Origin of the sequence: Streptomyces deccanensis, assembly GCF_022385335.1 — a bacterium.
Classification (GTDB): domain Bacteria; phylum Actinomycetota; class Actinomycetes; order Streptomycetales; family Streptomycetaceae; genus Streptomyces; species Streptomyces deccanensis.
Window position 1 is genome coordinate 9,372,525 of the sequence record NZ_CP092431.1, and the last position, 14,489, is coordinate 9,387,013.

Annotated in this window: 9 protein-coding genes; 4 read left to right on the forward strand and 5 right to left on the reverse strand. The window is 73.0% G+C overall.

Features of this window, described 5'->3' with window-relative positions:
• Positions 1–293 precede the first annotated feature (293 nt).
• From L3078_RS41270 to L3078_RS41280, 3 genes are read left to right on the forward strand one after another with little or no spacing between them, the layout of a single operon-like run.
• Positions 294–1,772, forward strand: coding sequence for an ABC transporter permease subunit (locus L3078_RS41270; RefSeq protein ID WP_239760692.1), 1,479 nt, complete (start codon positions 294–296; stop codon positions 1,770–1,772).
• Positions 1,769–3,154 (forward strand): MDR family MFS transporter, encoded by a 1,386-nt coding sequence (locus L3078_RS41275; RefSeq protein WP_239759333.1) that lies wholly within the window; start codon positions 1,769–1,771, stop codon positions 3,152–3,154. Before L3078_RS41270 ends, L3078_RS41275 begins: the two co-directional genes overlap by 4 nt.
• Positions 3,155–3,163: 9 nt before the next feature.
• Positions 3,164–3,658 (forward strand): GNAT family N-acetyltransferase, encoded by a 495-nt coding sequence (locus tag L3078_RS41280; RefSeq protein WP_239759334.1) that lies wholly within the window; start codon positions 3,164–3,166, stop codon positions 3,656–3,658.
• A 13-nt stretch (positions 3,659–3,671) separates the two neighbouring features.
• On the opposite strand, the gene L3078_RS41285 is transcribed toward L3078_RS41280, so the two are convergent.
• From L3078_RS41285 to L3078_RS41300, 4 genes are all read right to left on the reverse strand, one after another.
• Complete coding sequence (locus L3078_RS41285; protein ID WP_420864145.1) at positions 3,672–6,548, reverse strand: NHLP bacteriocin export ABC transporter permease/ATPase subunit; 2,877 nt, start codon at positions 6,546–6,548, stop codon at positions 3,672–3,674.
• A gap of 1 nt (position 6,549) precedes the next feature.
• On the reverse strand, positions 6,550–8,715 hold the full coding sequence (locus L3078_RS41290) for an NHLP family bacteriocin export ABC transporter peptidase/permease/ATPase subunit (protein WP_239760694.1): 2,166 nt from the start codon (positions 8,713–8,715) through the stop codon (positions 6,550–6,552).
• A 68-nt stretch (positions 8,716–8,783) separates the two neighbouring features.
• The gene (locus L3078_RS41295) at positions 8,784–9,590 is read right to left on the reverse strand and encodes an HlyD family efflux transporter periplasmic adaptor subunit (protein ID WP_239759335.1); all 807 of its coding nucleotides are present in this window, start codon (positions 9,588–9,590) and stop codon (positions 8,784–8,786) included.
• Between the two features lie 116 nt (positions 9,591–9,706).
• Positions 9,707–9,922, reverse strand: coding sequence for a hypothetical protein (locus tag L3078_RS41300; RefSeq protein ID WP_033528587.1), 216 nt, complete (start codon positions 9,920–9,922; stop codon positions 9,707–9,709).
• Between the two features lie 708 nt (positions 9,923–10,630).
• Here L3078_RS41300 and L3078_RS41305 point away from each other — a divergent pair.
• Positions 10,631–12,082 carry a S1 family peptidase gene (locus L3078_RS41305; protein WP_239759336.1) on the forward strand — a complete coding sequence of 484 codons (1,452 nt, stop codon included), beginning with the start codon at positions 10,631–10,633 and terminating at the stop codon, positions 12,080–12,082.
• A gap of 167 nt (positions 12,083–12,249) precedes the next feature.
• On the opposite strand, the gene L3078_RS41310 is transcribed toward L3078_RS41305, so the two are convergent.
• A complete protein-coding gene (locus L3078_RS41310; RefSeq protein WP_239759337.1) occupies positions 12,250–14,397 on the reverse strand; it encodes a SpoIIE family protein phosphatase in 2,148 nt (715 codons plus the stop codon).
• Between the last annotated feature and the right edge of the window lie 92 nt (positions 14,398–14,489).

Genomic DNA, 14,489 nt, shown 5'->3' on the forward strand with positions numbered 1-14,489 from the left:
CACTCTGGCGGGCCCTGCTCGCCGCCGGTCTGCTGTGCGGGATCGGCCTGCTGCCGTGGCTCTCGCGCACCGACCCGGCACTCACCGTCCTCAAGGCACGCTCCGCCGAACGCGACCCGACGCCGGAGGTCCTGGCGGCCGTACGCGACGAACTCGGCCTCGACGCGGGCCCCTTGAGACTCCTCGGGGAGTGGTTCGGCGGGCTGGCGCGCGGTGACGCGGGCCGGTCGTGGATCTCCGGCGCCGAGGTCACCCCGTCGGTCGCCCAGGCCCTCGGCGTCTCCCTGCTGCTGATGGCCGCCGCGCTTGTCGTCGCGGCGGCCACGGCTGCGGCGGTCTGCGCCCGCACCCTGTGGCTCGGCGCGCACCGCCGCCTCGACGACCGCCGGGGCGGCGGCAGCGGCGCCGCGATGCTCGCCGCGCTGCCCGAGTTCCTCACCGCGTCCGTGCTCGCCGTCGTCGTCGGGGTGCACCTCGGCTGGCTGCCCGCGCTCGGCTGGTACGGGCCGCGGTGGATGGTGCTGCCCGCCCTCGCCCTGGGCCTGCCCGCCGGCGCGCTGCTCGGCCGGATGCTGGCCGACCTGCTGCCCGGTGCCTTCGCCGAACCCTGGGCCCTGGCCGCCGCCGCACGCGGCATACCCGGGCGGGCCACCGCCCGCCACGCCGTACGCCGCTGCGTACCCGGACTGCTGCCCAACCTCGGCCTGTTCGTGGTCGGCCTCACCGGCGGTGCCGTCACCGTCGAGCAGGTCTTCGACATACCCGGCCTCGGCAGGACCACCCTCCAGGCCGCCGTCGCCCAGGACCTCCCCGTCCTCCAGGCCGGCACCCTCGCCCTCGTCCTGCTGGCCGCCGTCGCCGGGGGCCTCGTCCGCCTCGCCGCCCGCCGCCTCGTCGGCCCCGCCCTCCGCGACGGCGCGCTCCACTCCCTGCACCGCCCCACGCCACCGGCCCCGAGCCGCGCCCCCCTGCTGCACGGCACCCTCCTGCTGGCGGTCGTCGCGCTCGGCCTGACCCGCGACCCGCTCGCCCTCGACACCGGCGCGCGGCTCCAACCCCCTTCCTGGGCACACCCGTTGGGCACCGACGCACTCGGACGGGACCTCCTCGCCCGCATCGGTCACGGCGCCTTCACGACCCTCGCCCTGGCCGTCGCGATCAGCGCCGTCGCGCTGCTGACGGGCGTCCTGCTCGGGCTGCTGCCCCGCTTCTCCGGGCCCCTCGTCGACACCGTCAACGCCGTGCCCGCGGTCCTCGCGGGGCTCCTCGTCGCCGGAGTTGTCGGCGGCGGCGCGGCGACGCCCGCGCTGGCCGTGGCCGCCGTCGCCTGGGTGCCCCTGGCCGCACACACCACCGCCCTGCTCGAACAGGAGCGGGCCACCACGCACATCACGGCCACGCGGGGGTTGGGCGCCGACGACGCGTATCTGCTCCGCCGCGAACTGCTGCCCGCCGTGCTGCCGCCCGTCGCCCGCCACGCCCTGCTGCGCCTGCCCGGCGTGGCCCTGGCCCTGACCACCCTGGGTTTCCTCGGCCTCGGCGCGCAGCCGCCGGACCCGGAATGGGGCCTCCTCCTCGCCGAGAACCAGCCCTACGCCGAACGCGCCCCCTGGGCCGTACTCGCCCCCGCCACCGCCCTCGCCCTCCTCGGCGCCCTCGCGGTCACGGCGACGGGCGGAGTGCGCTGGCCGCGCCCGTGGCGCCGTCCGCTCGCCGGGGCCCCACAACGACCCAAGCCCGCCGCCGCCCCCACCGTCGGAGAACCCGGATGACCGAGCCCGAACAGCCCCGGACCGCGCCGCCCACGGGGCGGACGACCGAGAAGAGGGCCGGGAAACCCGGGAGCCGGGCCGCCGAGAGCGCAGAGGCCGGGCGTGCGGCGGGCGCAGGTGTGGCCGGCAAGGTGTCGCGACGAGGGACGTGGGCGAAGCTCAACCCCCTCCTGCGGTTGCTGATCCTCACCCAGCTCGCCTTCAACGTCGGCTTCTTCGCGGTGTTGCCGTTCCTCGCCGAGCACCTCGGTACGGCGATCGGCATGGCCGGCTGGATGGTCGGGTTCGTGCTGGGGCTGCGCACCTTCAGCCAGCAGGGCCTGTTCGTGGTCGGCGGCGCGCTGGCCGACCGGTACGGCGTACGGCCCGTCGTGCTGGCCGGGTGCGCCCTGCGGATCGCCGGGTTCGCGTGGCTCGGGTACGCGGACGAGGACTGGTCGGTCATCGGGTCGGTGCTGCTGATCGGGTTCGCCGCCGCGCTGTTCTCCCCGGCCGTCGAGTCCGAGGTCGCCCGGCAGGCGGTCGTCTGGGAGGAGTCGGGCGGCGGGCCCCGGACCAGCGTCCTCGCGCTGTTCACGGTGGCGGGACAGGCCGGCGCGTTCGTCGGGCCGTTGATCGGCGCGCTGTTGCTGGCCGTGGACTACCGGGTGGTCTGCCTCACGGGCGCCGGAGTCTTCGTCCTGGTCCTCGCCGGGCACGCCCGGCTGCTGCCGCAGCACGTCCCGGGACGGGAGCGCGTCGAGGTGCGGGGCGGCCTCGGCGGGCTGCTGCGCAACCGGCGGTTCCTCGCGCTGTGCTGCGCGTACGGCGCGTACCTGTTGGCGTACAACCAGCTGTACCTGCTCCTGCCCGACGAGGTGGAGCGCGCCACGGGGTCGCAGGCGGCGCTGGCCTGGCTGTTCGGGTTGTCGTCGCTGCTGGTCGTGGCGACGCAGCTGCCGGTCACGCGGTGGGCGGCCGGACGGCTCGACCTGCGGCGGTCCATGGCCGGTGGGTTGCTCCTGATCGCCTCGGGATTCGCGGTGGTGGGCCTGGCCCGGCCCGCCGAGTGGACCGGCACGGCCGGGTTGCTGCCCGCCGCCGGGTTCGTGGTCCTTCTGACACTGGGCCAGATGCTGGTGGCCCCGGCGGCCCGGGCCTGGGTGCCCGATCTCGCCGTCGAGGGCCGCCTCGGGCTCTACACCGGGGCGATGTCCTCCGTGTCCGGCCTGATCGTGCTGGTGGGAAGCGCGGGGGCGGGCGCCCTGATGGACGCGGGCCTGCCGTCCCCTGTGCCCTGGCTGGTCCTCGCCGCCGTACCGGTCGCCTCGGTCCTGCTCATCCCGGGGCCGACGTCTGCCGGGCGAAGGAAATCAGAAGCCCTCGGCGCCTCCTCCGACTAGGGTCGAGCGATGCCTGAGTTGCAACGACTGCGTGCCGAACACGCCGCCGCGGTCCTGGACTTCGAACTGGCGAACCGTGCCTACTTCGCCGCCTCGATCCCCGACCGAGGCGATGCGTTCTTCGCGCAGTTCACCGACCGTTTCCACGCCCTGCTGGCCGAGCAGGACGCCGGAGTCTGCGCCTTCCACGTGCTCGTCGCCGAGGACGGCTCGGTGCTCGGCAGGTTCAACCTGGTCGACATGGAGGACCACTCCGCGCACCTCGGCTACCGAGTCGCCCAGCACGTCGCCGGCCGGGGCGTGGCGACCGCGACCGTCCGGGAGCTGTGCGGGTGGGCGGCGACCGAGCACGGCCTGCGCACCCTGCGGGCGGCCGTGGCCCACCACAACGCCGCCTCCCGGAGGGTGCTGATCAAAGCCGGGTTCGTCCCCGTCGGTCCGGCCGCCCCGGAACACCTCAGCGGTGAAACGGGCACCTGGTACGAGCGCGACCTGTCGCCGTGACCGGAGGAACCGGCTACGCCATCTGACGGCGCACCAGCTCGTGCAGCCGCCCCGCCGGGTTCGCCAGCAGCTCGCCCGGCGCTCCCACCTCCGCCACCTTGCCGTCCTCCATCACCACGACCCGGTCCGCGTCCATCACCGTGGACAGGCGGTGGGCGATGACGATCCGCGTGGCGTTCAGGGCCCGCGTGCTCTCGATGACCGTGCGCTGGGTCTCGTTGTCGAGGGCGCTCGTCGCCTCGTCGAAGAAGAGGATCCGGGGCCGGCGGATCAACGCCTGGGCGATCATCAGGCGTTGCCGCTGCCCGCCGGAGATCGCGCCGTTGCCCTGGACGATGGTGTGCAGCCCCATCGGCATGCGCTGGATGTCCTCCGCGAGGCCCGCCATCGCGGCCGCCGCCATCGCCTCCTCCGGCGTGTACGGCTCGGTGCCGCAGATCACGTCCAGGATCGAGCCGGTGAACGGCTGGGCGTGCTGCAGCACGACCCCGCACTGACGGCGTACGGCGGACTGGTCCAGCGCGCCGAGGTCCTGACCGTCGTACAGGACGCTCCCGGAGACCGGCTTGTCGAAGCCGATGAGCAGGCGCAGCAGCGTCGACTTCCCGCAGCCGCTCGGGCCGACGATCGCCACGAACTCCCCGGGCGCCACGGCGAAGGACACATCGTCCAGCACCAGCGGACCGTCGTCCGCGTAGCGGAAGGAGACACGGCGGGCCTCCAGCGCGCCGGACAGCACGCCCGGCCGGGTGCTCGCCGTGCGGACCTCAGGCGTCGCCTCCAGCACCGGCTTGATCTCCTCGAACAGCGGCAGCACCGCCACCGCCGACACGAAGGCACCCGTCAGCTGGGTGACCGACGTCAGCAGCATCGTCACCGAGGTGTTGAAGGTCAGGAACTCGGCCGCCGACATCGAGCCTCGCGCCGGGCCCGCCAGCAGCATGAACATCAGCAGGGTGCACAGCGGGAGGTACACCGCCCCCAGCACCGTGTTGAGGTTCTTGATGCCACCGACCTTCTGCTGGAGCTCCCGGCTGCGCGCGAACTCGCCGGCCCACGCCGCGTAGGCGTAGTTCTCGGCGGCCGCCACCCGGAGCTTCGGCAGCCCCCGCAGGGTCTGGAAGGCCTGGTTGTTCAGCTTGTTGCCCAGCACCACCAACCGGCGCTGCCAGCGGACCTGCCAGAGACCGAGGCCCAGGAACACCGCTGCCACGACCACCAGCATGCCGATCGCCGCCAGGGCCATCGGGACGCTGAACCAGAGCAGCAGCGCGAGGTTCACCGCGCCGACCGTCACCGACTGGGCGACCACCGGGCCGACGCCCGCGAGGGTGCGGCGGATCGCGCTGATGCCCATGGCGGCGCTGGCCAGTTCGCCCGTGGACCGCGAGGTGAAGAACTTCGTCGGGAGGCGCAACAGCCGGTCCCACACCGCCGGTTGCAGCGTCGCCTCGATACGGCCCTCCAGCCGCAGGATCGTCAGGTTCTGCAGCAGCAGGAACGCCGCCGACACCACGCTCGCCAGCATGATCGCCAGGCAGACCTGCACGATCAGGTCCTCCTGGGCCTTCGGCACGTACTCGCCGAGGATCCGGCCCGTCGCGATGGGGACCAGCGAGCCGAGCACGACCGTCACCAGCCCGCTGAGCAGCAGGCCCGTCATGTCACCGCTCGTCCCGTGCAGGCTGAACCGCATCAGGCGCAGCGGACTCAGCACCCGTTCGGGCAGCGGGCGGTAGAACATCACGGCACGCGGCTCGAACTCGGCCGCGTTCGCCTTCTCGATCGGTGTCTCCCGGCCGGACGACGGCTGGACGGCCACATAGCCGCTGCGCCGCCACAGCAGCGCCACCGGAGCGCCCGACAGCGCCCGGTGCCCGACCAGCGGGCCGACGTTCTCCCGCCACCAGCTCCCCGCGAGGCGTACGGCACGGACACGGACCCGGGAGGCGAGCGCGATGCGCTCCACCGGGTCGAGCCGGTCGCTCTCGGTCCCGCTCTGCGCCGGCTCGGACAGCGAGATCCCCGCCGCCCGGGCGACGAGCCCGCAGGCCGCGTACGTGGCGTCGGCGTCGGCCGCCGTCGTACGCCGGTTCGTGGACGACTTGCCGATGGAGGCGAGCAGGGTGCGGTCGGCCTGGGCGCGCACTGCCTCCCCGGCCTTGATCCCGGCGGCCGTCCGGTCCTCGTGGGTGCGCTCCAGCTGCTCGATCCAGCGGTCCAGCGTGGCCAGCAGCCGGTACTGCTGGTCGACCATGCTCTGCCAGACCCCCGGGTCCATCAGCAGATCGGCCGCCGCCTCCGCGCCGTACAGCGAGCCGTACTGGACGCTGCCGGGCGGCACCCGCATCCAGAACACGTCGTCGTCGGTGGGCGCGGCGGCCTGCTCGGTGGCCATCGGCGCCTGGAAGAGGATCGACAGGCCACGGCCCACGCCCAGGGCGAGGGCGTATTCGAGGGGGCTCGTCTGCGGGGGCACGAGCTGCGGGTTGCCCCATTCGTCGTACGACCAGGTCTCGGTGCCCCCCTGCTGGTACAGCTCCCGCAGGCCGATGCGCCGGACCACGCAGTCGCGCAGCGGACGGGCGACCAGCGTGTGCTGGGGCCCGGCGACCGGGCCGAGCAGCAGCGCACCCGCTTCGAGGCGGCCCAGATGGTGCCAGTGGCCCTGCTGGTCGGCGTCGACCGCGAACAGGTCCAGGGCACCGGAGGCCACCAGCCACAGCGTCTGCGGGCCTTCGAGTTCCAGACGGGTGTGGCCGGCGCAGTCGAGGGGGGTGCCCATCGCGCCGAGCGCACCGAGGACGAGGTCGCCGTCGTGGCCGCCGTGACCGTTCCCGTCGCCGTCGTAGCCGCCCGGGCCGCCCTGCCCCTCGTGCACGGAGGTCATCTCAACGCTCCCTGACCAGCTGGGCGTACGCGCCGCCGCGTGCCACCAGTTCCTCGTGCCGGCCGCGCTCCACGATCGTGCCGTGCTGCAGGACGACGATCTCGTCGCTGTCGCGGACCGTGGAGAGCCGGTGGGCGATCACCACACAGGCGCAGCCGCGCTTGCGCAGGTTGTCCATGACGGTCAGCTCGGTCTCCGCGTCGAGCGCGCTGGTCACCTCGTCGAGGACGAGGATGCTGGGCCTGCGGACCAACGCCCGCGCGATCTCCAGGCGTTGGCGCTGGCCGCCGGAGAAGTTGCGTCCGTCCTGCTCGACCCTGCTGTGGATGCCGCCCGGGCGGCGCGTCACCACGTCGTACAGGGCCGCGTCCCGCAGCGCCTCCACGACGGCCTCGTCCGGGATCGAGGGGTCCCACAGGGCCACGTTGTCGCGGACGGTGCCCTCGAACAGGAACACCTCTTGGTCGACGAAGGAGACGGAGGCGGCCAGAGCCCCCCTGGGGATGTCCTCCAGGCGCCGGCCGTCGATGCGGATCACGCCCTCCCACGGGGTGTAGAGGCCCGAGATCAGCCGCGACACCGTCGACTTGCCGCTGCCGGAGCCGCCGACCAGCGCCACCTGCTGCCCCGGGCCCACGGTGAGGTCGAAGCCGGTGAGCAGGGGCTTGTCGAGGGGGCTGTAGCCGAAGGTGATGTTCTCCAGCTCGACGTGGCCGTTCAGCCGGCGGGTGGACTCGGCGGCGTCCGGGCGGGCGTACAGCGGGTCGGCCTGGAAGTTCTCCACGTCCTTCAGCCGGGCCACGTCGGCCGCGAAGTCCTGGATCCGGCCCGCCACCCCGTTGAGGCGGGTGAGGGGCGCCGTGAACCGGGTGACCAGCGCCTGGAACGCGACCAGCAGGCCCACGGATATATGGCCCTCGACCGCCCGCATGCCGCCGATCCACAGGATGAGCGCGCTGTTGAGCGTGGCCAGGGTCGGGGCGAGCACCCCCAGCCAGGCGCTCGGCATCCCGAGCCGCTGCTGCTCCTCCAGCGTGGTGGCGTGCTGCCCGGCCCACTTGCGGAAGTAGCCCTCCTCGCCGCCGGTCGCCTTCATCGTCTCGATCAGCTGGAGCCCGGTGTACGCCGTGTTGGTGAGCCGCGCGTTGTCCGCGCGCAGCTTCGCCGTACGCGTCGCGCGCAGCCGGATCACCACCCGCATCGCCACCACGTTCAGCAGCGCCACCCCGATGCCGACGAAGGTGAGTTGCGGGTCGTAGGTGTAGAGGAGCACGGCGTAGAGGACGACCACGACCGCGTCCACACCGGCCGCCGCGAGATCCCGGGCCAGGGTCTCGGCGACCGCGTCGTTGGACTGGAGCCGCTGGACCAGGTCGGCGGGGCTGCGCTGGGAGAAGAAGGTGACCGGCAGCCGCAGCAGGTGCCGCAGGAAGCGGGCGCTGGAGAGCGTGGAGGAGATCAGCCGGCCGCGCAGCAGGTTGGCCTGCTGCAGCCAGGTCAGCAGGACCGTCAGCAGCACGCACGCGCCCATCGACGCGAACAGCACGCCCAGCAGGGAGGTCTGGCCGCCGATCAGGAACATGTCGATATAGGTGCGGCTCAGCGCGGGGACGGCCGCGCCGACCGCCACCAGCAGCAGGCTGGCGAGGACGGCGGCGGGCAGGGTGCCGGAGGTGCCGCGCATCCGGGCGGGCATGGCGCCGAGGACACCGGGCCTGCGGCCGCCCTTTTGGAAGTCGTCGCCCGGTTCCATGACGAGGACGACACCGGTGAAGCTGGAGTCGAAGTCCTCCATGGGCACGAACCGGCGGCCCTTGCCGGGGTCGTTGATGTGGACGCCACGCCGGCCGAACCGGCGGCCCATGCCGTCGTAGACGACGTAGTGGTTGAACTCCCAGAACAGGACGGCCGGTGCCTTCACCTCGGCGAGGGCGGCCACGTCCATCTGCATGCCCTTGGCGGTCAGACCGTAACTGCGGGCCGCCTTCAGCAGGTTGCTGGCGCGCGAGCCGTCCCGGGAGACACCGCAGGCGATGCGCAGTTCCTCCAGCGGGACGTGCCGTCCGTAGTGGCCGAGCACCATGGCGAGCGACGCGGCGCCGCACTCCACGGCCTCCATCTGCAGGACGGTCGGCGTACGCACGGTCTTCTGCCTGCCCTTGGGCACGGGGCGCTTCGACGGGGCCGCCTTGCGTCTGCCGCGCGCGGGCGGCCGGGCGGTGTCCTGGGGCGCGGTCACGGCAGCAGCCAATCGATCGGGCGCTCGTCGGCCAGCCGGATCGACGCCGTGGCCATGGTCATGGAGGTCAGCTCGAACGGCGGCCCGTCCTGCGAGGACCACCGGTAGCCCGACTCGGTCGACGCCGCGCGGTCCAGCCGCACGGTGACGGCCACCGGCCGGCCCTTCTTGGTGAACTGCTCGCCCAGCTGGGTGTCACCGAGGAACGCGCCGATGGACTGCGGGGTCTGCGCGGTGCGGTCCACCTTCTTCACATGGCCGCGCAGCACGCCGTACCGCTGGGTGGGCGCCGACTGCACGGTCAGGTCCACCTCGGCGTCCTTCGGGATCGAGGCCGCGTTCTCGGCGGGGACGTACACCGTCGCCCAGAGCGGGTCGTCGGCGTCGGCGACCTTCTCGACGGCCGCGACGTTCGCGCCGGTCTGGATGATCTGGCCGATGGTGGCGGCGAGCGCGGAGACCCGGCCGGCCGCGACGGACCGTACGACTCTCTCGCCGTCGGCGGTGGCGACCTTCAGGACGGGAGCCCTGGCGGGCAGCCGCTCGCCCTGCTTCGCGAGAACGGCGGTGACCTGCCCGGCGACCGGGCTCTGGAGGACGTAACTGCCCTGCCCGTGGGTGAGGACGGCGGGCGCGCCGACGGTGGAGGCGACGGAACCCGTGACGGCCCACACGGAGGCGGCGGCCATCGCGACCACCGTCACGGACAGCACCAGCCAGCCCTGGGGGCGGGCGAACCGCACGGGAAGGTCGAGTTCCTCCGGTGACTGGAGCTTGGCGAGGGCCTGTTGGCGGAACTGCACGGGACTTCCCTCACCTGCGTGACAGGAGACGACAGAAGACTGGACGACGTCCAGGGCACCCCGAGAGTCCCGGAACCGGTCAGGTGGTTCCGGGACTCAGCGGCGTGAGGGCTCGATCAGAGACCGGCGACCAGGCTCGTGACCGGGGCGGTGTTCAGGCCGGTCACACCCTCGACGGTGCCGACGGCCGTGTTGACCAGGCCGGAGACCGGGGCGATGCCGTCCACCAGGCCGGTGACGGTGCCGACGGCGTTGACCGAGAGGCCACCGGAGACGGCGTCGAGGGCGGCGTCCGAGATCTCGGCGGTCTCAACCTGGGGGGTGGAGTTCATGATGGAACTTCCCTTCGTATAGCTATTCATAAGGGGGGAGCGGCCCCCTTCTGGGGACAGAACGACGGCCGCGCACGTGGGTGCCCACTTCTCGATCCGGAGAGCTGGCTGCTCCCCTCTCCGAGAGCTCGGCGGCCCCCGCGGTGCGATGGATATAAGCAGATCGCCGCCGCCCGCTTCCAATCAACATGGCCTCTCACCAGCGCACTTGGTGACCATGACGGTTCATTGGTGCAGGCGTGCGCACCGCTTGGGGTCAGCTTCTTCACACGGATCGCGGCATCGTCATACGCCCTTCATTGCCAGCCGGAAAACGAATGGGACAGTCCCGCCTCAAAGGCGCGGCACGCCGGCGGCGCCTGTGCAGAACTCCCACCGCCCGTGACTCCGCTGAGCATTCGGTGTGGAGATTCCCCGCAGCCGGTTTCCCGATCACCGGCGTCGACGGACCGCTACCGGGCGGTAGCCGAGTGTGTCGAAGAGGGCGCGGTTCGTCCGGTGTCACAGGGGCCCCACAGGGCCCACGGGCGGGAAGTCGTGAAATGGCAGGCGAACAGGGGCAGTAGCGCGCTTTGCGAAATGGAAGATCGGAATCTTTTCGCGGAGCGTTGAACACCCCCTCGGAACCATCCGTACCAACTGGCAACCAGGCGCCCCCAGTTCACCCGCCGGACGGCGGTACGGACCCCGTCCCCAGGAGGTCAAGAGTTGAGTCACAAACGAGCCACCAAGCGCAAGGCGTTCATAGCCGCAGGCGGCGTGGCGGCGCTCGGCGCGGCAGCCCTCATCCTGCCGAACGCGATGGCGTCGCAGACGGACGCCAAGGGCGCCGCCCCCAAGACGCTCGCCGCGAGTGACGCCTCGGATCTCGCCTCCCAGCTGCAGGACCTGCTCGGTGACGCGTTCGCAGGCGCGTATTACGACTCGGGCGAGCAGCGCCTCATCATCAACGTCATCGACGGCCTCGAGATCGACGGCGACGACAACAACGTGATCATCCAGGCCCAGGAGGCCGGCGCGGAGGTCCGTGAGGTCGAGAACAGCTGGTCCGAGCTGCAGAAGGGCGCGGCCACGCTGAAGGAGGAGGCCACCGTCCCGGGCACCGCCTGGGCGATCGACCCCCGCACCAACAAGCTCCAGGTCACCGCCGACTCCACGGTCACGGGCGAGAACTGGGACACCATCGAGTCGACCGTCAAGTCGCTCGGCACGGGCATGGCGACCATCAAGAAGTCCGCCGGCACGTTCAAGCCCTTCCTCGAGGGCGGCGACGCCATCTTCGGTGGCGGCGCCCGCTGCTCGGCCGGCTTCAACGTCGTCAACGCCGAGGGCGCCCCGGCCTTCCTGACCGCCGGTCACTGCGGTGTCGCCGAGGCCGAGTGGTCCGAGGAGGAGGGTGGCGCGCCGATCGGCACCGTCGACGCGGCGACCGCCACGTTCCCGGGCGCCGGCGACTTCGCCCTGGTCGACTACAACGACCCGGCGACCCAGGCGGCCAGCACGGTCGACCTCGGCAACGGCCAGACGGTCGACATCAACGCGGTCGGCGAGGCCGCGGTCGGCCTCCAGGTCTTCCGCATGGGCAGCACCACCGGGCTCGCCGACGGCCAGGTCACCGGCCTCGAAGCCACGGTCAACTACCCCGAGGGCACCGTCACCGGCCTCATCCAGACCGACGTCTGCGCCGAGCCCGGCGACAGCGGCGGCTCGCTCTTCACCGAGGACGGCCAGGCCATCGGTCTGACCAGCGGCGGCAGCGGCGACTGCACCGTCGGCGGCGAGACCTTCTTCCAGCCGGTCAGCACCGCCCTCGCGGCCACGGGTGCCACCCTCGGCGACGGCGGCGCGGGCGCCGGCGAGGAAGCCGACGGCGGTGCCGCCGCCGGTGCGGGTGAAGAGGCCGACGGTGGCGCCGCCGCCGGAGCCGGCGAGGAGGCCGACGGCGGTGCCGTGGCCGGTGCCGGTGAGGAAGAGGGCGCCGCCGCGGCGGGCGCGGGCGAGGAAGAGGGCGCCGCAGCCGCCGGTGCCGGCGACGCGGGTGCCGTGGCCGGAGCGGGCGACGAGGCCGCGGCCGCCGGTGCGGGCCAGGAGCACGAGCAGGGCGTCGGCGACCAGGGTGTCGACGAGCAGGGTGTCCACGAGCAGGGCGTCCAGCAGTAGGCGAACGCCCCCGAGTACGTGGACGACGGCCCGGGATCAGCGGCCACTGATCCCCGGCCGTCGCCCCACGATCCACCCGTCGGCCCCACCACAGCGGTTCCGGCCGACAGGTGGCACGGTCCGGCCCTCCGGCGGGAGGGCCGGACCGCTTCGCGTCGGGCGCGGCCTCACCCCGTGGAGCGTCCCGTCGCCCGCAGCAGCAGCAACGCCACGTCGTCCGCCCGCTCCTCCGCCGCCTCGGTCTCCCGCACGAGACCGTCGGCCAGCGCGTCCAACGGCCGCTCCCCGGTCGTCGACAGCCGCTCCCCGAGATCCGCCAGCGCGTCCTCGATGTCGACGCCCGGCGACTCGATCAGCCCGTCCGTGTAGAGGGCCAGCACCGACCCCTCCGTCAGCGCCACCTCCGTCGTCGGGTACGTCGCCGCCGCGTCGATGCCCAGCAGCGGACCGCCCGCGAGGTCGAGCACCCGCACCTTCCCGTCCGGCCGCCGCAGCAACGGCGGCGGATGCCCGGCCCGCGCCATGACGGCCGTCCCGTGCTCCGGGTCCAGCCGCAGATACAGACAACTGGCGAACAGCTCCGACCCCAGGTCGATCAGCAGCCGATTGGTGCTGCTCATCACCTCCTCCGGCGTCTGCCCGACCGTCGTGTACGCGCGCACGGCCGTACGGATCTGCCCCATCAGCCCCGCCGCCGTCACGTTGTGCCCCTGCACGTCGCCGATGACGGCGGAGGCCCGCCCGTGCGAGAGGACCAGGTCGAAGAAGTCGCCGCCGATGTCCATGCCCCGCGTGGCGGGCAGATAGCGGGAGGCGGACTCGATGCCCGGGATGGAGGGCAGCGAGTGCGGCAGGAGCGCCTTCTGCAGCCCGTGCGCCACCTGGTGCTTCGCGTCGTACAGCAGCGCCCGTTCCAGCGCCTGGGCGATCAGGCCGCTGAGGCTGGTCAGCACCGCGCGCTCGTCGGCCGGGAACGGATGCGGCTCCGCGTACCCGAGCACCCAGGTGCCCACCGGCCGCCCCGAGGCGATCAGCGGGATGTACGCCCACGCGCCCAGCCCGTCCGGGGTGTCCTGCCGCAGCGGATAGAGGTGCTCCAACTGCTGCCGGGACTCGAAGAACGCCGGTACGCCGGTGGTCAGGGCGTGCGCCCCGGGCATCGCCGCGGTGAGCGGCATCCCGTCGAAGCGTTCCACGAGGTGCGGGTCGGTGTAGCCGCGGTGCCCGAGCACATGCAGACGTCCGCCGCGTGAGCCGAGCATCACCAGGGCCTGGCTGCCGATGGCCGGGGCGATCTCGTCGGCGACCAGATCCACCACGTCCTGCACCCCGACCGCCTCCGTGAGCGCGCTCGCCAGCGCCAGCACGTGGTGAATGGTCACCAGACGGCCCGGCCCGTCGTGCTCCTCCCGCGCCGCGTGCTCGGCCTCGGCGACCGCGCGGGCCCGGGAGATCCGCACACTCAGGCCGTTCGACCCCGGGTACAGCCGGAACGACAGCCAGTCGCTCGGCGGTCTCAGCGCCACGAACGACGTCACGTGCTGGCTCATCAGGGCCGCCCGGTAGCGGTCCTCGTACGCGGGATCGTTCAGCCACGGCACGGACACCCACAGCTGGGTGCCCAGCAGGCCGCTCACCGGGATGCCGAGCAGTTCGGCCGTGGCCGCGTTGGCGAAGGTGATCCGCCCGTGCAGATCGAGCGCGCACATCCCGTACGGCAGCCGCGCCACCATCCGCGCCGCCTCCACCGTGCCGAGCGTCCCCGCGACCGTGGTCGTCGACGGCGCCGACAGGTCCGGCTCCGGCCGCACCGGCCGGCCCTCGTCCTCGGCGCGGCGCAGCCGCATGGCGAGCCGGTCGCAGGCCGAGGTCAGCTGGTCCCGTTCGCGGTCGCTGAGCTCTGGCGGGTGGGAGCCGGGCCAGGTCAGGAAGACGGCGCCGTAGGTGGTGTCGCGGGTCGCCACCGGCAGCGCGGCCAGGGCGAACGGGTAGGGCAGGACCACGGCGATCCGGGGATAGCGGCGGGCCATCTGCTCCTCGCCGTTGACCCACACCAGCCGCCGCCCCCGCACGGCCTCGGAGACCGGGATCGGCGAGTTCAGCCCCACCCGTTCCCAGGGTGCGGCGAACGACCTCGGCAGCCCCGCCATGACCGCCATCTCCAGCACCGGCTCGTCCGGCGTCAGCAGATAGATGGCGCCGGAGTGGGCCTGGACGTCGTCCATCATCGCGGCCAGCGCCAGCGACAGCAGCGGATGGCCGACGCGGGCCGTCTCGACGGTCGTCCGCGCGCCGGACATGTGGACGTCGGACATGCCGACCACCTCCTCGCACGACCGTGCGACACGCCCCAGGGTCAAGGCTCCCCCCTGGGGGCCGCACCCGCACGGCGAGCACCGTGCCGGGG

What these genes read in the sequence shown, in the direction of transcription:
- L3078_RS41270 (WP_239760692.1), top strand. Translation starts at nt 294, where the DNA reads ATGGCCGCCGCGCTTGTCGTCGCGGCGGCCACGGCTGCGGCGGTCTGC.
- L3078_RS41275 (WP_239759333.1), top strand. Translation starts at nt 1,769, where the DNA reads ATGACCGAGCCCGAACAGCCCCGGACCGCGCCGCCCACGGGGCGGACG.
- L3078_RS41280 (WP_239759334.1), top strand. Translation starts at nt 3,164, where the DNA reads ATGCCTGAGTTGCAACGACTGCGTGCCGAACACGCCGCCGCGGTCCTG.
- L3078_RS41285 (WP_420864145.1), bottom strand. Translation starts at nt 6,548, where the DNA reads ATGACCTCCGTGCACGAGGGGCAGGGCGGCCCGGGCGGCTACGACGGC.
- L3078_RS41300 (WP_033528587.1), bottom strand. Translation starts at nt 9,922, where the DNA reads ATGAACTCCACCCCCCAGGTTGAGACCGCCGAGATCTCGGACGCCGCC.
- L3078_RS41310 (WP_239759337.1), bottom strand. Translation starts at nt 14,397, where the DNA reads ATGTCCGACGTCCACATGTCCGGCGCGCGGACGACCGTCGAGACGGCC.